20 protein-coding genes and 1 tRNA gene are annotated in these 21,284 nt (G+C 37.2%); 13 read left to right on the top strand and 8 right to left on the bottom strand.

Annotated elements, in window-relative coordinates; genetic code table 11:
- Window positions 1-6 precede the first annotated feature (6 nt).
- The 4 genes from rbbA to TASI_RS04535 all read left to right on the top strand — a co-directional run bounded on the left by rbbA (window position 7) and on the right by TASI_RS04535 (window position 5,477).
- Window positions 7-2,739: a ribosome-associated ATPase/putative transporter RbbA gene (gene rbbA / locus TASI_RS04550; RefSeq protein ID WP_014111593.1), complete on the top strand. Its 2,733-nt coding sequence runs from the start codon at window positions 7-9 to the stop codon at window positions 2,737-2,739.
- Window positions 2,740-3,861 carry an ABC transporter permease gene (locus TASI_RS04545; protein WP_014111592.1) on the top strand — a complete coding sequence of 374 codons (1,122 nt, stop codon included), beginning with the start codon at window positions 2,740-2,742 and terminating at the stop codon, window positions 3,859-3,861.
- Between the two features lie 5 nt (window positions 3,862-3,866).
- Window positions 3,867-5,303, top strand: coding sequence for an efflux transporter outer membrane subunit (locus TASI_RS04540; RefSeq protein ID WP_014111591.1), 1,437 nt, complete (start codon window positions 3,867-3,869; stop codon window positions 5,301-5,303).
- A 98-nt stretch (window positions 5,304-5,401) separates the two neighbouring features.
- Window positions 5,402-5,477: transfer RNA gene (locus TASI_RS04535), tRNA-Val, on the top strand.
- A 105-nt stretch (window positions 5,478-5,582) separates the two neighbouring features.
- Here TASI_RS04535 and TASI_RS04530 read toward each other — a convergent pair.
- Together TASI_RS04530 and argF are read right to left on the bottom strand one after the other, a co-directional pair.
- Window positions 5,583-6,803, bottom strand: a complete 1,221-nt coding sequence (locus tag TASI_RS04530; protein ID WP_014111590.1) for an argininosuccinate synthase — start codon at window positions 6,801-6,803, stop codon at window positions 5,583-5,585.
- Between the two features lie 3 nt (window positions 6,804-6,806).
- Window positions 6,807-7,742 carry an ornithine carbamoyltransferase gene (gene argF, locus TASI_RS04525; RefSeq protein ID WP_014111589.1) on the bottom strand — a complete coding sequence of 312 codons (936 nt, stop codon included), beginning with the start codon at window positions 7,740-7,742 and terminating at the stop codon, window positions 6,807-6,809.
- 99 nt (window positions 7,743-7,841) lie between these two features.
- Between argF and TASI_RS04520 the strand changes: the two genes are divergently transcribed.
- The gene (locus TASI_RS04520) at window positions 7,842-8,150 is read left to right on the top strand and encodes a DUF3579 domain-containing protein (protein ID WP_015551126.1); all 309 of its coding nucleotides are present in this window, start codon (window positions 7,842-7,844) and stop codon (window positions 8,148-8,150) included.
- 70 nt (window positions 8,151-8,220) lie between these two features.
- On the opposite strand, the gene rpsT is transcribed toward TASI_RS04520, so the two are convergent.
- The 6 genes from rpsT to lpxK form a co-directional block, all read right to left on the bottom strand.
- Window positions 8,221-8,484, bottom strand: coding sequence for a 30S ribosomal protein S20 (gene rpsT, locus TASI_RS04515; RefSeq protein WP_014111587.1), 264 nt, complete (start codon window positions 8,482-8,484; stop codon window positions 8,221-8,223).
- A 103-nt stretch (window positions 8,485-8,587) separates the two neighbouring features.
- Window positions 8,588-10,213 carry a murein biosynthesis integral membrane protein MurJ gene (gene murJ, locus TASI_RS04510; protein ID WP_014111586.1) on the bottom strand — a complete coding sequence of 542 codons (1,626 nt, stop codon included), beginning with the start codon at window positions 10,211-10,213 and terminating at the stop codon, window positions 8,588-8,590.
- Complete coding sequence (gene adk / locus TASI_RS04505) at window positions 10,210-10,860, bottom strand: adenylate kinase (protein ID WP_014111585.1); 651 nt, start codon at window positions 10,858-10,860, stop codon at window positions 10,210-10,212. Before adk ends, murJ begins: the two co-directional genes overlap by 4 nt.
- Window positions 10,861-10,891: 31 nt before the next feature.
- The gene (gene kdsB, locus TASI_RS04500) at window positions 10,892-11,653 is read right to left on the bottom strand and encodes a 3-deoxy-manno-octulosonate cytidylyltransferase (RefSeq protein ID WP_014111584.1); all 762 of its coding nucleotides are present in this window, start codon (window positions 11,651-11,653) and stop codon (window positions 10,892-10,894) included.
- A 2-nt stretch (window positions 11,654-11,655) separates the two neighbouring features.
- On the bottom strand, window positions 11,656-11,823 hold the full coding sequence (locus tag TASI_RS07800) for a Trm112 family protein (protein WP_014111583.1): 168 nt from the start codon (window positions 11,821-11,823) through the stop codon (window positions 11,656-11,658).
- Window positions 11,820-12,875: a tetraacyldisaccharide 4'-kinase gene (gene lpxK / locus TASI_RS04495; protein ID WP_014111582.1), complete on the bottom strand. Its 1,056-nt coding sequence runs from the start codon at window positions 12,873-12,875 to the stop codon at window positions 11,820-11,822. Before lpxK ends, TASI_RS07800 begins: the two co-directional genes overlap by 4 nt.
- Window positions 12,876-13,261: 386 nt before the next feature.
- Between lpxK and xseA the strand changes: the two genes are divergently transcribed.
- From xseA to TASI_RS04455, 8 genes are all read left to right on the top strand, one after another.
- Entirely contained in the window at window positions 13,262-14,728 is a 1,467-nt protein-coding gene (gene xseA / locus TASI_RS04490; protein WP_014111581.1) for an exodeoxyribonuclease VII large subunit, read from the top strand.
- Window positions 14,729-14,776: 48 nt separating this feature from the next.
- Window positions 14,777-15,361, top strand: a complete 585-nt coding sequence (locus TASI_RS04485; RefSeq protein ID WP_014111580.1) for a superoxide dismutase — start codon at window positions 14,777-14,779, stop codon at window positions 15,359-15,361.
- A gap of 268 nt (window positions 15,362-15,629) precedes the next feature.
- A complete protein-coding gene (locus tag TASI_RS04480; protein ID WP_014111579.1) occupies window positions 15,630-16,736 on the top strand; it encodes a high-affinity branched-chain amino acid ABC transporter substrate-binding protein in 1,107 nt (368 codons plus the stop codon).
- Window positions 16,737-16,826: 90 nt separating this feature from the next.
- Entirely contained in the window at window positions 16,827-17,648 is an 822-nt protein-coding gene (gene proC, locus TASI_RS04475) for a pyrroline-5-carboxylate reductase (protein ID WP_014111578.1), read from the top strand.
- Between the two features lie 2 nt (window positions 17,649-17,650).
- Complete coding sequence (livH, locus tag TASI_RS04470) at window positions 17,651-18,577, top strand: high-affinity branched-chain amino acid ABC transporter permease LivH (RefSeq protein WP_014111577.1); 927 nt, start codon at window positions 17,651-17,653, stop codon at window positions 18,575-18,577.
- Entirely contained in the window at window positions 18,574-19,806 is a 1,233-nt protein-coding gene (livM, locus tag TASI_RS04465; RefSeq protein WP_014111576.1) for a high-affinity branched-chain amino acid ABC transporter permease LivM, read from the top strand. The genes livH and livM overlap by 4 nt, the downstream gene beginning before the upstream one ends.
- Window positions 19,803-20,570 carry a high-affinity branched-chain amino acid ABC transporter ATP-binding protein LivG gene (gene livG / locus TASI_RS04460; protein ID WP_014111575.1) on the top strand — a complete coding sequence of 256 codons (768 nt, stop codon included), beginning with the start codon at window positions 19,803-19,805 and terminating at the stop codon, window positions 20,568-20,570. Before livM ends, livG begins: the two co-directional genes overlap by 4 nt.
- A 3-nt stretch (window positions 20,571-20,573) precedes the next feature.
- The gene (locus TASI_RS04455; protein WP_014111574.1) at window positions 20,574-21,275 is read left to right on the top strand and encodes an ABC transporter ATP-binding protein; all 702 of its coding nucleotides are present in this window, start codon (window positions 20,574-20,576) and stop codon (window positions 21,273-21,275) included.
- Window positions 21,276-21,284 lie beyond the last annotated feature (9 nt).

Below are 21,284 nucleotides of genomic sequence, written 5' to 3'. Positions count from 1 at the left end.
AGACTAATGGAATTTTCTGTCTCGATTAGAAACTTAGTCCATAATTACGGGAAAACTAAGGCACTGCGAGGCATAGACCTTGATTTACCATCAAACTGCACAATTGGTTTGATTGGACCTGATGGAGTAGGTAAATCTACATTACTGAGTCTAATAGTAGGCGTTAAGAAAATCCAAAATGGAAGCGTGCAAGTTTTAGGTCGTGATATATCAAAAGGTTCTGTACGAGACGAGCTTTCACACGATATAGCTTTTATGCCACAAGGTCTTGGGCATAATCTTTATCCAACCCTATCCATTTATGAAAACATAGATTTTCATGCAAGATTGTATGGCTTGCGAGGAAAATACAAACATCAAAGAATTGTGCAACTTATGCAGGCTACTAACCTTGCATCTTTTTCAGATAGACCAGCAGGTAAGCTATCTGGTGGGATGAAGCAAAAGTTAAGTTTATGTTGTGCACTTGTGCATTCTCCAAAATTGCTTGTTTTAGATGAGCCAACTACTGGAGTTGATCCTCTATCGAGGCAGCAATTCTGGGAATTGGTTGAGAATATTCGATCTAACTCAGGAGATATGACCGTATTAGTATCTACGGCTTACATTGATGAAGCAGAACAATTTGAATATTTGGTGGCCATGGACGATGGACAAGTACTTGTAGCAGAAAAAACTGCAGATGTATTAGCTGATGGGGGTTACAGTACTTTAGAAGAGAAGTATATAAGTTTATTGCCACCAGAAAAACAAACTAATCCAGACCGTATTCAAAAATCACCTCTTCAGATTGATTTAAAAGAGCCTTTAGTGATGGAGGCGAAGGATTTAACCAAAAAATTTGGAAATTTCACTGCTGTAAATGATGTAGATTTTGAAATTCACAAGGGAGAGATATTTGGCTTCTTAGGGGCTAATGGATGCGGGAAATCCACAACGATGAAGATGCTCACGGGATTAGTGGAGCCTACAAGCGGTACGGCTTATCTGTTGGGTCATGAAATTGATCCCAATGATATTTCTACACGTAAAAGGGTGGGATATATGTCTCAATCCTTCTCTTTATATGAAGAGTTAACTGTACACGAAAATTTACTTTTACATGCAAGATTATATGAGATGGGTTCAAAAGAGGGTAAAAAAGCCATCGAGCAGGCATTGCGTGACTATCAGCTTAGTGAAGTAGCTAATACAAAACCATCAGATTTGCCTTTAGGTATTAGACAGAGATTACAATTGGCGGCCGCTATATTACATTCACCTGATGTGCTTATATTGGATGAACCTACGTCGGGAGTGGATCCTGCCGCAAGAGATATGTTTTGGGAGCAACTTATACATCTGTCTCGTGATAAGCAGATGACTATTTTCGTATCTACCCATTTTATGAATGAAGCTGAAAGATGCGACAGGATATCGCTTATGAATCAAGGCGAGGTGCTTGCTATGGGTACTCCTCAAGAGCTTATTGATTCTAAGGGTGCGGAGAATCTTGAGCAAGCATTTATTCAATATTTGATTGAGGCTCAGGCTTCAAACGAAAAGGATTCAGTTGCTCATTCAGAAGATTTTGAGATGATTGCCGCTCCCGAAAAGCCAAAAAAATCATTTAATCCTTATGGAGCCTTTTCATTAATCCAAACATTTGCAATACGCGAAGGAAAGGAGTTATTACGCGATAAGATTCGACTATTCTTTGCGGTCTTTGGTCCGATTTTCTTGATGGTAGGAGCTTCGCTTGGTATCTCTTTTGATATTCATGATATTAAATTTTCTGTTCTTGATCAGGATAGAACTACAGAGAGTAGGGCATTAGTGGAGCGTTTTGAAGGTTCACCATATTTCATAAATATCCCTGAAATTTCCAATATATCGCAAGTTCAGGAAGTTATTAAGGCAGGGAAGGCACGACTGGTTATTAATATATCAGAAGGATTTGGGCAGCAGCTCTTAAGAGGGGAGCGGCCAGAGATTAACTTTGTTATTGACGGGGCCGTTCCATTTTTTGCTAGTAATATTCGTGGATATATTGAAGGCATTCTCAATGATTATGTACAGGAGCGATTATCGACCCTGCCCATTGATCTTTCATTGCCATTTAATATTGAGCCTCGATATGTTTACAACCAGGACTTTAAGAGTATCTATTCCATTACACCTGGCATGATTATGATGGCCCTTATGATGGTTCCTGCAGTTATGACAGCATTAGGTGTTGTGCGTGAGAAAGAAATTGGCTCAATCATGAATCTATACGGATCGCCTGCAAGCAAACTTGAATTCTTAATAGGAAAGCAATTGCCTTATGTCACCGTTTCATTTGTAAGTTTTTTTGTGATGGTAGCACTTGCTTATTTTGTTTTAGGAGTTCCAATTAGAGGTAATCTATTTGCTATGGCATTGGGTGCTCTACTTATGATTTTTGCTTCTACTTCATTTGGTCTTTTGGTATCTTGCTTTATGTCATCTCAAGTTGCAGCTATATTTGCTACTGCGATATTAGGTCTAATCCCATCTTTAAACTATTCGGGACTTTTATTTCCAGTTTCTAATTTAACGGGCGCAGCAGCTATAGTGGCACGTGCATTCCCGACCTCATGGTATCAACTTATCAGTATTGGTGCATTTACAAAAGGATTAAGTTTTTCCCATTTCATATTACCGTATCTAGCTCTGATGGGATTCACCACTGTTTATTTAACAGTAGCTAGTCTGTTTCTCAAAAAGCAGGAGAAATAGATGTCATTTAAAAATATATGGTATTTAATACTTAAAGAGATAAAGAGTGTTATTAGCGACATACCACTAGTTGGACTGGTTATAGTAGTGTTTACTGTGGCGGTTTACTCTGTATCTAAGGGAGTAACTACAGAAGTTAAAAACGCATCCATTGCCATCATAGATAATGATCATTCTAGTTTATCTTTTAAAATTCGAGACGCCTTTTTAGCACCGCAATTTAAGCAGTCCAAGGTCATATCATATTCCGAAAGGGATGCACTTATGGACCAAGGCAAGTTTGTATTCGTAGTTGATATTCCTCCTAATTTCCAAAAGGATCTTTTAGCTGGAAGTAAACCTCAAATCCAGGTTTTGATTGATGCTACGGCTGCTACAGTTGCAGGCTTAGGTGGGGTATATGTTCAAAGAATTATTACAAATGAAATTTTGGATTTTTTAAACGTAGACACCTCTGTTATGAATCCGTTTTTTGAACCTGTAATCCACACGCTTTTCAATCAGAATCAGGATACAGTTTGGTTTATCGGTGTAACACAAGTTTTAGGTAATGTTACTTTACTAGTTATGATTCTGGTGGGAGCGGCTATTATTAGGGAAAGGGAGCACGGAACAATAGAACATTTGCTTGTGATGCCTGTAAAAGCTAGTGAAATTGCTTTATCTAAGATTATCACTAATGGCGGTATGATTATGATTGCCGCTATGTTATCTATGTTTTTTGTGGTGCATTTACTTCTGGAGGTTCCTATTAATGGAAGTGTGCCACTATTTTTTGTTGGACTTATTGTATATGTGTATACGATGGCCTCTCTAGCATTATGGCTATCGACATTGGCTCCAACATTGCCACAATTTGGTTTGCTTTGTATACCAATTTATATTGTAAGTAGATTGTTATCAGGTCTTGAGACACCTCTTGAGAGTATGTCGCCTATAATTCAAAAAGTATCACATTTATCTCCAGTTACGCAATTTAGTATTTTTTCTCAAGCCGTACTTTTTAGAGATGCTGGAATTGATATTGTGTGGCCGCAGATTGTTATTCTTACAATTATGGGAACTTCATTTTTTATTTTTGCTTTATCTAAATTTCGCTCTATGCTTGCTAGGCAGGGTTAATCTATATGCTTAAAATTTCAAGAAAATTATCAATACTCTTTTTGTGCGTTATAGCAGCATGTGCACCGATTAAGGTTGATATACCTGAATCGAATGTGGATTTGATAGGCCATGAATTTGAGCAGACAAAAAAAGCTACTGCTATAGTGGATTTAGAAAAGTGGTGGTTATCGTGGAATGACCCTATTCTTACAAGTTTAATAGAAGAGGGATTGAGATCGAATTATGATATTGCCATCGCACGTGCGAAATTATTAGAATCAAGGGCGACAGCAAATTTAGCTGAGGCAAATAGGGGACCCACTTTTGGATTAATGGCTAATGGTGGTATTCAATCAACAACTCTCGCAAACCCTCTTGAGCCAACTTTAACAAAATATCATATACCTGCTTCAGAAAATTTTGATACTTCAGGCACGATTGGTTTTGTGGGAGCTGCCGCATCTTGGGAGCCTGACTTTTTTGGAGCTAAAGCGAGTGATGCCCAAGCTGCTGAATATGGGGCATATGCTCAAGAAGAAGGAGTGCATGGGGCCTATTTATTAACCAGTAGTGATATTGCTCTTAATTACATTTACTACAGATACTACCAAAGAAGAATTGTGATTTCGAATCAAATTCTTGCGAGCATGAGGGAGATGCGTCGCTATCTAAAAGGGAGATTCGATGTTGGTCATGTAGGAATAGAGTTACTTACTGATTTAGATTCTAAAATTCAAGCATTTAGAGGACAAACGAAAACATTGCCAGCTCAAAGGGATAGGCATTTAAGGGCTATAGCTGTTTTATTGGGAAAGAAACCTCAAGGTTTTGCAATTGCGGATTCTAAACGCAATATATTTAATAATATTCCAACACCACCATCTGGACAGTACCCTTTGAATGTTTTAGAGCGACGTCCAGATTTGAGGGCGGCATTGCTTAATATCAAAGCTAGGGCCGCACAAGTTGCTAGTGCAAAAGCTGATTTATATCCTAGAGTGAGTATTCGCTTTCTGGGACATAATGGTAGGATTGAAATTAATTCAGATTATTTAGCTAATCCTTCGGCATTAGGTGGATTGATTAGTGTTGGTGTTTCATTGCCTATATTTACAAATGGCCGCATTGAACGCAATATAGAAGCTAAGGACGCCAAGCTTAAGCAAGCTGTGCTTGAGTACGACAAGAAAGTCTTAGAGGCTCTTAATGAGGTGGATTCAGTTTATCAAGCACAATTTGCACTTAAAGAGCAAAACAATTTCTTGGCGGCATCCGTTGGCACTCAAAACAGGAAAACTTATCAGTTAAATCAAATGTATAAGCTTGGAAATAAAACTTTGGATGCTGTATTGCAATCAAAAATTGAGGCCAATCAATTTAAAGAAAAGGTTTTACAATCCTCTTTAGCAGAGGCTGAAAACTTGCTTCGTCTCTATAAGGCACTTGGTGGTGGTTGGTAGTTGTTTGAAAATCACTACGAAATAAAAAAAATTATATTGAAAATCTTGAGATTGAAATAAAAACTAAATATAATAATTTCTTATCTTTTAGATATCTTGGGTGCTTAGCTCAGTTGGTAGAGCGGCGCCCTTACAAGGCGTAGGTCACAGGTTCGACCCCTGTAGCACCCACCAAGATACAGTTAAAAGTTTCATCTACTCATAACCTCCTATAGATGATTAGTAAAAAGCCCACTTATATAGTGGGCTTTTTCTTTTTTAGCTAATTTAGACAAATGATTATCTTTTTACTTTGGCTCCGATACGCATTCTTAATGCATTAAGCTTAATAAATCCTTCAGCATCAGCTTGATTATAGGCTCCACCGTCATCATCGAAAGTAGCAATTGTTTTATCGAATAAGCTATCAGTTGATGAATCACGCGATACTACTATTACATTTCCCTTATATAACTTAAGCCTTACTACACCATTTACGTTTTTCTGTGTATGGTCTATTAATACCTGAAGAGCTTTGCGTTCAGGAGACCACCAGTAACCGTTATATATCATGCTTGCATATCGTGGCATTAGGTCATCTTTAAGATGTGCCACTTCCCGATCTAAAGTAATGGATTCAATTGCTCTATGAGCTTTTAGCATAATTGTTCCGCCTGGGGTTTCATAACAACCCCTAGATTTCATACCTACATAACGATTTTCTACTAAATCTAGTCGACCGATACCATGTTTAGACCCTAGACGATTAAGCTCTGTTAGTACAGCAGCTGGAGACATTTGTTTACCATTTAAAGCCACGATATCACCGTTTTTATATTCTAAGTCAAGGTATTCAGCTTCATCAGGAGCTTCCTCTGGAGACACAGTCCAACGCCACATAGACGCCTCTGCTTCTGCTTCGGGATTCTCTAAATGACGACCCTCGTAGCTTATATGAAGTAGATTTGCGTCCATAGAATATGGTGCCCCACCTTGTTTGTGCTTCATATCAATTTCAATACCAGCTTTCTCCGCATAAGCTAGTAATTTTTCGCGTGAAAGCAAATCCCATTCACGCCATGGAGCGATAACCTTAATCTCTGGATTAAGTGCGTAATACCCTAGTTCAAATCGCACTTGGTCATTTCCTTTACCTGTAGCTCCGTGAGATACTGCATCAGCTGAAACTTCTTTTGCGATTTCTATTTGCCTTTTGGCAATGAGAGGGCGTGCAATCGAGGTTCCTAAAAGATATTCCCCTTCATATACAGTATTCGCTCTAAACATTGGAAAAACGAAATCACGTACGAATTCCTCTTTAAGATCATCGATAAAAATATGCTCTGGTTTAATACCAAATTTAAGTGCTTTTGCTCTAGCTGGCTCAAGCTCTTCACCTTGCCCTATATCGGCTGTGAAGGTGATAACTTCACAATTATATGTATCCTGCAGCCACTTCAAAATTACTGAAGTATCCAAGCCACCTGAATAGGCGAGTACAACTTTTTTAATATCACTCATTTTTTATTGCTTACCTGTTAATAAAAATTCCATAACCGCCTTTTGAACGTGCATGCGGTTCTCAGCCTCATCCCAAACTACACTTTGAGGTCCATCGATAACTCCAGCCGTTACTTCCTCTCCACGATGTGCTGGGAGGCAATGCATAAACAACGCATCACTATTAGCTACTTTCATCATTTCCTCGTTGACTTGCCATTTTTCAAAAGCAGTTTTGCGTTTAGCATTTTCCTCTTCATAACCCATACTAGTCCAAACATCGGTAGTAATTAAATCAGAGTTATGTGCAGCTTCCATAGGATCATCGAAAACCTTTAGGTGTTTATCAGAAACACCTGCAATTCGTTCAGGTTTTAATTGGTAATCCTTTGGAGCACTGAAATGAAGTGTGAAATCAAGTAATTCAGCGGCTTGAATCCATGTGTAGGACATATTGTTTTCGTCCCCAATCCATGTAACTGTTTTGCCTTGAATAGGGCCACGATACTCAATAAAAGTAAGTAAATCAGCGAGAATTTGACATGGATGATATTCGTTAGTTAAGCCATTAATAACAGGAACACGAGAATGTTCAGCAAAATTTTCTAATCGAGTCTGCTCGAAAGTTCTAATCATAACTATATCGACCATTCGCGATACAACCCTAGCCGTATCTTCAATAGGTTCCGAGCGACCAAGTTGAGAGTCACTAGAGGTAAGATTAATTACAAAACCACCCATTTGATACATACCAGCTTCAAATGAAACTCGCGTTCTTGTGCTAGCTTTTTCAAACACCATTGCAAGAGTACGATCAAGTAAGGGAGTGTGAGGTTCGTAATTTTTGAATTTCTTTTTAAGAATTATGGCTCTGTCTAAAATGTATAAAATTTCTTCAGTTGTAAAATCTTTTAATTGAAGAAAATGCCTTTTGGCAATGGGTTTGCTAATCTGGTTCATGGGTAAATTTTTGAAACTAATTTTAAATTATAGCTAATGATTTTATTTTGTTTAGTATAAGTTAAAATATTCGCTACATCATCGCAACTATACTTTAAGATGCAACATTTAATAATTTATGGTTTAACAAAGAGTGGTCAAAAGTTCAGACCAAGTGACTGGGCTGAAAGATTAGCAGGGGTTATGGCTCATTTCAAGCCTAAAGGTTTTAGAGGCGGTCACTTATGTTATTCACCTTATGTTGTGCCTAATATAATCAACGGAAATAAGTGCGTTATTGTAGATACTAGACTTAAAACCCTTGAGCCTAAGGGGTGGAAGTTCGTAAATGATTTTGCTGCAGATAATAATCTTCAGACGGAACTTATGGATAATTCCTGCGATTTAAAAGATAGACCTACTGAATAGACATATACAGAAAAAGCACTACTTTAAGTAGTGCTTTTTTATGGCATCAAAATCTTATAAAAGATAAGAATTAATTTAGAGCTTTAATAGCAGCTGAAAGGCGGCTTTTGTGACGAGCAGCTTTGTTTTTATGAATGATTTTTTTATCCGCTACACGGTCTATTACGCTTGTAGCACTGCTTAAAGCCTCGTTAGCTTTTTCCTTATCGCCCGCTTCGATAGCTTGACGCACTCGTTTGATAGATGTGCGAAGTAATGAACGAAGACTAGAGTTATGCTTATTTAAAGCAACTGCTTGACGTGCGCGCTTACGAGCTTGACTTGTATTTGCCATATAAAGATTTATCCTTAACCTTATCTTAAAATTTCTAATAAAAGACTATTATTTTAATAAGTTTGAAAAAGCAATTCAAGTAAATTTGCTCAATAAGCAACAGTTAAGCGTTGTTTTTATTAAGATTTTTGATTTTAAACCCACATGAGTAGAGAGCTACAAAATATATCACCATACTTACTAGTATGATAAATCCAAGAACAATAGCTCTACCTAATATGTGAGCATTGCTTCTAAAATCCAGATCTAATCCAAATAGAGTATTAAGTTTTAGAGCTATATAGTAATTCCATCCCTCAATAGATTGCATGGTCCAGTCAACATTGGTATCAGCAAACCAAAGCCATAAGGATAAAAGAATAACTGCAGGTGTGACGCGCAAGAAAAATCTAGGCCAAATCCCCTTGACATGAATAGGAAACCGACGACGTAGTCCAATATATAGCAAAGTTGAATTGCATATTGCACCAAGACCTATAGAGAGGGCTAAACCAGCATGGTCAAAAATAGGGACGAAAAACAAATTAAATATTTGCGTAGCTATAAGCACAACTACAGCCACTTTTACGGGCGTTTTTATATTTTGTTGAGCATAATAGCCAGGAGCTAATATTTTCACGCAAAGTATTCCTAGCAAACCGACGGCGTAAGCAGTAACAGCAAATTTAGTCATGCGGACATCATCAAATCCGAAAGCCCCATAGTTAAACATAGTAGAAATAAGACCTTCACCAAGAAGAAACATGCCAACAATGCATGGAATGCCTAACAAGAATGTAAGTTTCAACCCCCAGTTAAGGAGCCTGACATAATTTTCCTTATCGTCTTTGGCAATGCTTTCGCTTAAGCTCGGTAATAGTACTGTTCCAAGAGCAACGCCAAGCAAAGCTGTCGGAAATTCCATAATTCGGTCTGCAAACGATAACCAAGAGACACTCCCTGGGGTTAGCCAAGAAGCAATATTCGTGTTTATTAATATTGATATCTGAGCAACAGACACACCCAAAATCGCAGGCCCCATTAGACGAATTATTCTGCGTACGTTTGGATCTTTCCATGCCTTGCGTGCACTTTTTCTAATATCGGGAAAAAGGCCAATTTTCGCAAGAGCAAGCATCTGAACTGAAAGCTGTGCAACACCGCCAATCATCACACCTACAGCCAAAGCATAGATGGGAGGCGTGAAATATTGAATTAAGAAAAAGCATGAGAAAATCATGCTTAAATTAAGTAATACGGGTGTGAAAGCTGGAATTGCGAATTTCTTCCATGTATTAAGAACACCAGAGGCTAGGGCAATAAGTGACATGCAAACAATGTATGGAAACATGATTCGTGTCATCCAAACCGCATCATTCATTAATACGGGGTCATCGTGAAATCCACTTGCGATTAAATAGACAACTATGGGTGCACCTATTATGCCCACAATGCTTGTTACGATAAGAGCTAAAAACAAAATAATCGCTACATTATCGATAAGCCCTTTAACCGTACCATGATCAGATTTCGCCCTTTGTTCACCTAGGATTGGTACAAAAGCTTGAGAAAACGCCCCTTCAGCAAATAAACGCCTCAATAAGTTAGGTATGCGAAAAGCAACCCAAAAGGCATCTGTTAAACCAGATGCACCAAAGGTTCGTGCAATAAGAATATCTCTAATTAGACCAGTAATTCGAGATAAGAAAGTTAATCCTGAGATTGTGACAGCGGATTTGAGCAAACTCATAGAGAGTCTACGATCAATTGTGAAATTGAGTCAACATCTCCGACACCATTGATTTTTATATATTTTGGTGCTTTAGGATCACCAGATTCAGCCCATTTTGAATAGTAGTCTACAAGTGGTCTTGTTTGATCTTCGTAAACTTGCAGTCTTTTACGCACGGTTTCTTCTTTATCGTCGTCCCGTTGAATTAAATCCTCTCCAGTTTCATCATCTTTTCCCGCAACTTTTGGAGGATTAAATTTAATATGATAAGAACGACCACTAGCTGGGTGAACTCTTCTACCACTCATGCGATCAATAATCTCATCTTGAGGTACATCAATCTCGATAATGTAATCAAGGTCAACTCCAGCTTCTTTAAGAGCTTCGGCTTGTGGAATAGTGCGTGGAAAGCCGTCAAATAAATAACCCTTTTTGCAATCATCTTCTGTAAGACGCTCTTTTACTAGATTGATAATGATATCGTCCGATACAAGCCCACCAGATTCCATAATAGATTTAACTTTTAGACCAAGCTCTGAACCCGCTTTAACGGCTGCTCTCAGCATATCTCCTGTAGAGATTTGAGGGATATTGTATTTATTTTTGATAAAGTTGGCCTGAGTGCCTTTTCCAGCTCCAGGCGGTCCAAGAAGTATTAGACGCATATGCTACCTTGATTTAAATTTAAGAGAATTATTATAAATTACAAATTATTTGTCGAGCCTTTTCAAGGTCTTCTTGAGTATCAATTCCTTTGTGGCAATGTTTCCGCCATTCAAGCACTTTGATTTTATGCCCATGGTACAAAGCTCTCAATTGTTCAAGCGATTCTACAGTTTCTAATTCGCTTGGCTCCAATGTTTTAAATTCTTTCAGATAACTTACTTTATAGGCGTATATGCCTATGTGATGTAACGCACAAGAAGATATATCTGGTGTGACAGATGCTACATCCACCCATTTTGAGCGATTCCATGGAATAGGGGCTCTTGAAAAATATAGTGCCTCAAAGTTTTTATTGAAGATAACTTTAACGTTATTTGGGTCTATAAAATCATAACCATCACTAAAAGGTGCACCGCAAGTTGCTATGGAGCAATGAGTGCTTTCGGTTAATATATCCGCAAGACTAGAGATAATTTCAGGATCAATAAAAGGTTCATCTCCTTGAACATTCACCACAACTTCACAATCGCTAAAACCTAATTTTTCTACCGCCTCAGATAATCGCTCCGATCCAGAACTATGGCTCTCTCTAGTCATTAGGCAATTAATTTTGTATGACTGACAAATATTAAAAATTTCTTCGCTATCGGTCGCAACTGTGAGAGAGCTAGGATTTGAAAGCATAGCCCTTTGAGCAGTTCGAACAATCATAGGGATACCGCCTAGGTCTAGCAGCATTTTACGTGGAAGACGTGTAGACTGAAGTCTTGCGGGAATGATTATATGAAACATTATTACTCTTGAGCTTCCTTAATAGGGGTAGCTTCATTTTGAAGCAATACTGGAATTCCATCGCGAATAGGGTATTCTAATTTAGCTTCTTCTGAAATCAATACCTGTCTTTTTTCATCGTATTTAAGTGGAGTTTTTGTGACTGGGCAAACGAGATTTTCAAATTTCATTTCTTATCCTTAAGTTCAATAACTTTACTATAGAGTCTTTCTAAAAAATCAGCTGGTTCAAATTCAGGTTCCACGTGAACGCAATAAATCATAGCCTTAAGATTTTTATCTTTAATTAAAGGCCTAATTTTGGAAGCGTCTTTAGAAGTAACAAAATAAACAGCTTTTTCTAAGTCGTCTAGATAGTTTATATCATAAGAAAAATGATCATTTAGAGGAATAAATTTATCAATCTTTATCCCCGCGTATTTTAGAGTATTAAAGAATTTTTGAGGATTACCTATACCTGCCATAGCTATTTTTGGATTTTCAAGACTATCAGCAATATCGGGATTAAAAGTATCCCCATATCGCAAATTTTCTATATCCAAAATAAGCATCCTACTGTTAACTATTTGAGATGGCAATGCATAAGGAATCTGAATAGGTTTATCACTATTTATAACAACAAAATCTGCTTTTTTAATTCTCTCTATTGGTTCTCTAAGAGGACCTGATGGAAGTACTTGACCGTTTCCCACCCCCCGATCATCAAAAACAATAATTTCTAAATCTCTAAATAGAGAAGTGTTTTGCAGCCCATCGTCCGAAATTATTATGTCGATATCTGGGTTCTCATTTAGTAATTTGTCTATATCAGCATTGCGATCAGGACCTACGGCAATTGGAGCAACCGAGGCGAGCTCACTTGGCTCATCTCCAATAAAAAGATTAAGATTTTGGATTTCGCTCTCAGGTGATGCATATCTTGGGATTTTTGGGTCGATATCAATCCCATAACCTCTACTTATAATTCCTACTTTTAAACCTTTGTTCTTTAAGTAGGTGGCAATGCTTTTTGTTATCGGACTTTTTCCTGTTCCACCAATAAAAATATTTCCTACTACAATAACTGGAATCTTACTTTGATGGGGTGTTTGGGTAATCTTTTTACTTTTAGCTATAAATTTATAAACATAGGAAAAGGGAAGGAGAACATAATAAAAAAATGTTTTGTCCTGCCAGTTTTTTAACAGAAAAGATTCAACCTTAAGGCGAAAATTTGCACCCATATCGTAGAGAAAATTTATATACTTTAGGAAATATTTTATATTAATGACTAGAAATTGAAACAAGGAAGGAACAAATTGTTACTAAATGTAGTTATCCAAAATTTTTGTGGAAAATCCTGTGGATAACTCATCTTAATGACGTATTTGTAGGTCTCTAGGTGGTCATGATTAAAAAGTGTGCAATTTGCTTGTAATAAAAATTTTGATTAAAAATCAATATGTTATGAGTGTTTCTTAAAGTCATATTATACAAATTTGACCTAACTTATAGAAGTTTCCTTTAGAGTTTACGAAAAATTTGATTTGGGATAAATATTAAAATTTTTTAGATTTTCTATAGTAAATTTCAGTATTTTTCTCCATATAATGAGGATTTTGAAACAATTATGCCTGAAAACCAACAGCTTGAGCCCATCACGGTATCCGAATTTCTTAATAAATTAAATTTATCTCTTAAAAATAATTTTAAGGATATTTTAGTGGTCGGAGAATTATCTGGATTTAAAGTTTATTCTTCAGGCCATGCATATTTTTCCTTAAAGGATAAATCAGATGCTTTGGTTAAATGCGTAATGTTCCATTTCCATAAACGAGGCGTTAACTTTGTCCCAAAAGATGGGCTTGAAGTTTCAATCAATGCTGAGGCAAATATCTATTTCCCAAGGGGAGATTTGCAACTTGTAGTTAGCAAAATAACTGAACACGGTAGGGGCTCGTTGTATGAACAATTTGAGGCTTTAAAAAGAAAACTTGACTCTGAGGGTGTTTTTAATAAAAAACAAGATAGACCTCTGCCATTGCCATTTGTTAGATCAGTAGGAGTTGTATCATCTCTTGGTGCAGCAGCCCTACACGATGTATTAACGACTCTTAAGAGAAGAACTCCCCATATAAATATAACGATTTATCCAAGCTTAGTGCAGGGTGAGATGGCCCCAGAAAAATTGATTTCAGCTTTATTGAGGGCTGATCAAGAAAATCATGAAGCTATTTTGCTTGTTCGTGGTGGTGGAAGTATTGAAGATTTATGGGCATTTAATGATGAAAAATTAGCACGCACTATTTCCGAATTAAAAACATTTATTATCTCTGGCGTTGGCCACGAAGTAGATTTCACGATTTCAGATTTAGTGGCTAATCATAGAGCACCAACCCCTACGGCTGCTGCAGAAATTGTTAGCCAGTCGACCATGCAATATCTTAATGATATTGGTACTTTAATTAATACTTTACATAAGTTTAAGGAAAATCAAATTAATAACCGGTATCAAAAATTAGATATTCTTACTGCAAAATTAGTATCCCCAGAAATTTATCTAAAAATTCAAACTCACAATCTTCTGTCTCTAAAACAGTCACTTATAGAGCGTGTCTCTAAAATTGAAAGTCAAAAAAGAACGCAATTAAAGGACCTGCAAAAAGATTTGAATTTTGAAATACAAACAAAAGCAAGAGATTTTTCAAAAAGATTGGCTTTAGCTGTTTCAGGGTTAATATTCCCATCTTCAATTTATGCACAGAACAATGATAAATTAAATGGCCTTGTTAGTCAGCTACAGTTACTACATGATAAACATAGGTCTATTCATATGAGTAGATTAAAAAGTGTGTTTACAAATTTAAATTCTGAGTTTGAAAAAAAATTGATGGTTTGCAGGAACATTGCCACCCAATTAATTTCAAATTTAAAGGCATACAATCCAAAAGGGGTACTCAGCAGAGGGTTTTCAATTGTCTATGATTCTGAAGGCAAATTAATAAAGTCTGCCCATGAGGTGGGGATAGGAGATTTAATAAAAATCGAATTTGTGGACTCTGAGTTACAAGCTGAAGCTATTTCGAAAAATAATTGAAGGGAATATGAATTAAAATGAAGTGAGTATTCCAAAAAGGAGATTATTATGGAACATAAACTACCAGAATTGCCATATGCAAAAGATGCACTTAGCCCACATATTTCAGCTGAAACTATTGAGTACCATTATGGTAAACACCATAAAACTTATGTAGACAATTTGAATAAACAAATCGAAGGTACTGAATTTGCAGATTCAACTTTAGAAGAAATCATAAAAAAGGCTGAAGGTGGCGTATTTAATAATGCTGCTCAAGTGTGGAATCATACTTTCTATTGGTTTGGCTTTTCTCCTGACGGTCAAAAAGAACCTGAAGGTGAATTGGCTGAAGCTATCAACAAAAAATGGGGTTCATTTGAATCCTTTAAAGAGGAATTCAATAAGAATGCTACGGGTAATTTCGGTTCTGGATGGACTTGGCTTGTTAAAGCTAAGGATGGTTCACTAGATATCGTTAATACTAGCAATGCTAAAAACCCAATTTCTGAGGATTCAGGTACTCCATTACTAACCTGTGATGTATGGGAGCACGCATACTATATCGATCATCGCAATTCTCGTCCTAATTACTTAAAAGGTTTCTGGGAAATCGTTGATTGGAAGGCTGTTGCTACTCGATTCAACAAATAATAAATATTTTGTTACATATGCCCCAAACCAATTTATACGTGGTTTGGGGCGTTTTATTTGTCTAAAAACAACATACTCAAAACGCTCTTTTACTAAAAATTTACAATTTTATTTGCTTAAAAATCCCAAAAATAAAGGGAAAAACGAAAATCGGTAACATCTAGTTACAAATTATGCTTACAATTTAGTATTTTCCCCTATAAATTAGTTCTTTTATCCTAGAGACTATTGGATTATCCTAAATCCATTACCCATTATTGGAGTTTTTATGAAACGTTCTCTTTTAGCACTTGCATTAGGTTTGCAAGTATTATCAGCAACTGCATTAGCTGACTCTATTAAATTTGGTCTTGTTACTCCTACTACAGGCCCTAACACTCAATATGGAGATATGGTTAAGGAAGGTGCTATTACAGCTGCCGAAATCATTAATTCTAAAGGTGGTGTTTTAGGCGGAAAAACTATTGAGTTTGTAGTAGTAGATGACGGTTGTGAACCTAAACAAGGTCCAATCGCAGCAAACTCTATTGTTAACCAAGACATTAAATTTGTAGTTGGTCCTACTTGCTCAGGCCCTATTAATGGTGCGGCTCCTATTCTAGACGAAGAGGGTGTAGTTGCAATTACTCCATCTGGTACTTCTCCATCAATTACAGACGGAAAAGACTATCATTTCTTCTTTAGAGCTATTGGTCGTGACGATCAACAAGGTCCACCAGCTGCAAAATTCATTAAATCTAAAAATCCTAAGAAAATTGCTTTAGTTAATGATAAACAAGCATACGGTAAAGGTGTTACTACTTCAGTTAAAAACGAATTAGAAAAACTTGGTATGCAAGTTGCTTTTGATGAATCTATTAACGCAGGTGATACTGACTATTCAGCTTTGATCACTAAATTCAAATCTGCAGGTGTAGATTTTGTTTATTTTGGTGGTTATTATCCTGAGTTAGGTTTGTTATTAAGACAATCTAAAGAGCAAGGGTTTGACGCTCAATTTATGGGACCTGAAGGTTCAGGGAATCCTGAAATCGTTGCTATCGCAGGAGATGCTGTAGACGGTCTATACATGACTTTCCCGCCAAACTATACGACTCTTCCAGGTAACGAAGAAATTGTTAAATATTTCAATGAGAAAAAACGTGACGCTGGTGGTGCATTCCAATTGCTTTCATATGCAGCAACCCAAGCTTTAGTTGCAGCTATTGAAGCTACTAAGAGCGAGGATCCAGAAAAAGTTGCAGACTGGTTGCACGCAAACTCTGTTAAAACTGTAGTTGGTGATCTATCATGGCAGGAATCTGGAGACCTTAAGTCTTTTGATTTTGATGTAGTTCAATGGAAAAAAGACGGCTCTAAAACCTCAGTTAAATAGTTACTTCGGTCCCCATAAATCCAATTTTTTCAAAATAGAAACATTTTGATAAGAATTTGATTAAAATGGGGGCTTTTTATTGGAAAGTCTATGAGCGATATTGCTTTTCTAGGTGGCGGAAATATGGCTTCTGCCATAATGAACGGAATTAATAGAGGCATTAAATCTGGAGATTTGCCTCAGCTTATTGTAGATGTTTTCGATAAAAATAAAGATAAATTAGAAATTTGGGCCTCACTTGGGGCTTCAGGTTTATTAAATGTACAGGAAAATCTATCAAATACTAAGTTATGGATTTTGGCTGTAAAGCCTCAGAATATGAGAGAGTTATGCGAGAGCATTGCTAAATATATACGTGAGGATACTCTTATTTTAAGTGTTGCAGCAGGGTTATCAACGGAAGTAATTTCTAGTTGGCTTTCAGGGCATAAAAAAATTGTTAGATGTATGCCGAACACGCCAACTTCTTTAGGTATGGGGGCGACTGGTATATTTGCACCAAAGAGTGTGTCAGAACAAGAGTATTCAATGATTAAGTCTATTCTTAGGACTACTGGCTTAACAATTGAATTACAAGATGAGTCTTTAATGGATTCTGTAGGAGCCCTATCAGGAAGTGGCCCAGCTTACATTTTCTATTTTATTGAGGCTCTTGTAGAAGGTGGTGTTGAGCTAGGTTTGGATAGAAATACTTCTGAGGAACTTGCCATAAAAACTGTTGTAGGTGCAGGTTTACTAGCATCTAATTCTGATACTCCTGTATCTAAGCTTAGAGAAAATGTCACATCTAAAGGAGGCACAACAAGGGCGGCCTTGGATGTATTTGAAAAACATAATTTTAAAGAAATCGTAAAAGAAGCGATGAAAGCTGCTCGAAATAGATCTGAGCAATTATCAAAAGAAAATAATTAATAATGGCTGATTTTTTACCTCAATTTTTTCAACAACTCTTTAATGGATTGTCATTAGGGGCGATTTACGCACTTATTGCCATCGGATATACGATGGTCTATGGCATTATAGGTATGATTAACTTTGCACACGGCGAAATCTATATGATTGGTGCTTATGTTGGTCTAATTACTTTAGCTGTGCTCGGGGTAGATGGTTCTATTCCTGTTCCCGTTTTAATTGCGTGTATGCTTGTCGTATCTGTTCTTGTGACAGGTGTTTACGGCTATGCTGTGGAGAGGGTGGCATACCGTCCTCTAAGAAACAGTCCTAGACTAATTTCATTAATCTCAGCAATTGCTATGTCTATCTTTTTGCAAAACTGGGTAGCCTTAGGTCAGGGAGCAAAAGACGTTGCAGTTCCAAATATACTGCCAGGGGCTTTTGAGTTCACATTTTCAAATGATTTTACGATTGTCATCTCTTACGCAAGAATTCTTATCATTGCGGTTGTATTTGTTTTGATGGTAGCCCTTACACTGTTTATTAAAAAATCTCGTATGGGGAGAGCATCTAGGGCTTGTTCACAAGATATACAGATGGCTAATATGCTTGGTATCGATACAAACAAAGTGATATCTGTAATCTTTATTTTGGGGGCGGTACTTGCTGCGGTTGGAGGCGTGCTCATTGCCATCACAATAGGTAAACTTAATCCATTCATAGGATTTATTGCGGGTATTAAAGCATTTACAGCTGCTGTTCTTGGGGGAATTGGAAGCGTGCCTGGGGCTATTTTGGGCGGACTTATTATTGGCGTTACAGAAACTATGGCTGCGGCATATATAGCATCTGAATATAAAGATATTGTTGCTTTCGGGCTGCTTGTATTAATACTTTTATTTAAACCAAGTGGTTTATTAGGTAAGCCGGAGGTAGAAAAAGTATGACGCATGCTTTGAAAAATGCGGTGTTATCCGCGATATTAACGGCTTTACTTGCGGTGCCTATTCTAGGTCTTAAACTTACGCGAGAAAATGGTGTTATAGCTATTGATCCTGATTTCAAGCTCGCTTTGTGGGGCTGCGTAATCGTCTTTTTAGTGCAGCTATTTGTGACTCCATTGCTTAAAAAAGTAAATCTCAAAGGGAAGTATGGGAAGCCTATAAACCTAAATCTAAAAGCAATTCAGATGAATACCATACTGTTATTGATTTTAGTAGCATTGTTTGTTTGGCCATTTTTCGGAAATCGAGTTTCAGTAGATATTGCCACTTTAGTGCTTATTTATGTAATGCTTGGTTTAGGTCTAAATATTGTTGTTGGATTTGCTGGCTTACTCGATTTAGGATTTGTTGGATTTTATGCGGTTGGAGCGTATACCTACGCATTATTGTTTTATTATTTTGATTGGTCGTTTTGGCAGGCATTGCCACTTGCAGGCTTATTTGCAGCTGGATTTGGATTTCTGTTAGGATTTCCTGTGTTGCGTCTGAGGGGTGATTACCTTGCGATTGTGACTCTTGGTTTTGGAGAAATTATTCGTCTTCTGCTTATTAATTTAGTGAGTATCACAAGGGGTCCCGACGGCATATCGAGCATTCCAAAGCCTACAGTTTTTGGCTATCCAATGCAAAGAAGAGCTCCTGAAGGTCAAGAGACATTCCATCAATTAATGGGGTGGAAGTTTGATTCTATGGACTCTGTAATTTATTTATATTTGCTAGCTTTGATATTAGCGATTCTTACTCTTTTATTATCTAATCGCTTGCTTAGGATGCCTGTTGGTAGGGCTTGGGAAGCATTGCGAGAAGATGAAATTGCATGCAAATCATTAGGTTTAAATCCTACTAAAATTAAGTTATCGGCATTCACATTGGGTGCGATGTGTGCAGGTTTTGCGGGTGCATTTTTTGCTGCTCGTCAGGGTTTAGTGAATCCAGAAGCATTCACATTTATGGAATCGGCTATGATTCTTGCTATCGTGGTTTTAGGTGGTATGGGTTCTCAAATCGGGGTTATTTTTGCTGCAATTATTTTGACCGTTTTACCAGAGCTGGCTAGACAGTTTGCTGAATATAGGATGCTAATCTTTGGTCTAGTTATGGTACTTATGATGATTTGGAGACCACAGGGATTATTTCCAGTTAAAAGACCTCATGTGGAGGTTTCTGCATGAAAAACGAAATCGTATTATCAGTAAAAGATTTAGTGATGCGATTTGGCGGTCTATTAGCTGTAGACCGCGTAAGCTTTGATGTTTATAAGAACGAAGTATTTTCAATTATCGGTCCTAACGGGGCTGGGAAAACCACTGTATTTAATTGTGTAAGTGGGTTTTATACTCCTACTGAAGGTGTAGTTCAGCTTTTTGGAGAAGATATCACTGGTAAATCTAGTCATCAAGTTGCTAATTATGGACTTGTTAGAACCTTCCAAAATGTGCGACTATTTAAAAACCTCTCAGTTTTAGAAAATTTATTAGTAGCTCAACACAATAAATTATCGGCTAGTTTTTTGGCTGGGATTCTGCGATTACCATCTTTTAAAAGAAGTGAAAAAATTGCTTTAGATAACGCAATGAAATGGCTTGATTTTATGGGTCTTAGGGCATATGCAAATCGTGAAGCAGGTAACTTAGCCTATGGACATCAAAGACGATTAGAAATAGCTCGCTGCATGATTACTCAACCAAAACTATTGCTTTTGGATGAGCCTGCTGCAGGACTAAATCCACAAGAGAAAAAAGAGCTATCATCTCTGATTAATAAACTTAGAGAAGAATACAACCTTTCAGTTCTACTTATCGAACATGACATGAGTTTGATTATGGATATATCAGATCGAATAATGGTTATGGAGATGGGTAAACCGTTGATTACAGGACTCCCTGACGAAGTGCGAAATGATCCTGAAGTTATCAAAGCATATTTAGGGGAGTAGAACATGCTTATATTAAAGAATATCTTTACGCATTATGGGGCGATTGAAGCATTGCATGGCGTATCAGTTCACGTAAACGAAGGTGAAATAGTAACTCTAATTGGGGCAAATGGTGCGGGCAAAACTACTATTTTAAAAACAGTATGCGGAGATCCCCATGCTACTAACGGCCAAGTGCTATTTCAAAACGAGGATATTACGAAATTAAAAACACATGAGATTATGAGAAAGGGCATTGCCATATCTCCTGAAGGGAGACGTGTTTTCCCTGGTCTGACTGTAAATGAAAATCTGCAGATGGGGGCTTTTTTCAAATCACAAAGCGAAGTTGAAGAGGGTATCTCACACGTTTTTAATTTATTTCCGCGACTTAAAGAGAGGGCTCAACAGAGGGCGGGCACTATGTCTGGAGGCGAACAACAAATGCTTGCTATCGGTCGTGCACTTATGAGTAAACCAAAATTGCTGCTTTTGGATGAGCCAACTTTAGGGCTTGCTCCCTTAATAATCGCTCAGATTTTTGAAATTATTCAAACCATACGAGAATCTGGTGTGACCGTTTTCTTAGTGGAACAAAATGCAAATAAAGCATTGCAAGTGGCAGATAGAGGATATGTTCTTGAGACAGGCAAGGTTGTCTTAGAAGATACGGGAAAAAATCTTCTATCAAACGATGCAGTAAGAAAAGCTTATTTGGGGCATTGATATAAGAGG

The sequence above is a fragment of the Taylorella asinigenitalis MCE3 genome (assembly GCF_000226625.1).
GTDB lineage: Bacteria > Pseudomonadota > Gammaproteobacteria > Burkholderiales > Burkholderiaceae_B > Taylorella > Taylorella asinigenitalis.
The sequence above is the reverse complement of the archived record's forward strand: the minus strand, read 5'-3'. Positions and strand labels throughout refer to the sequence as shown.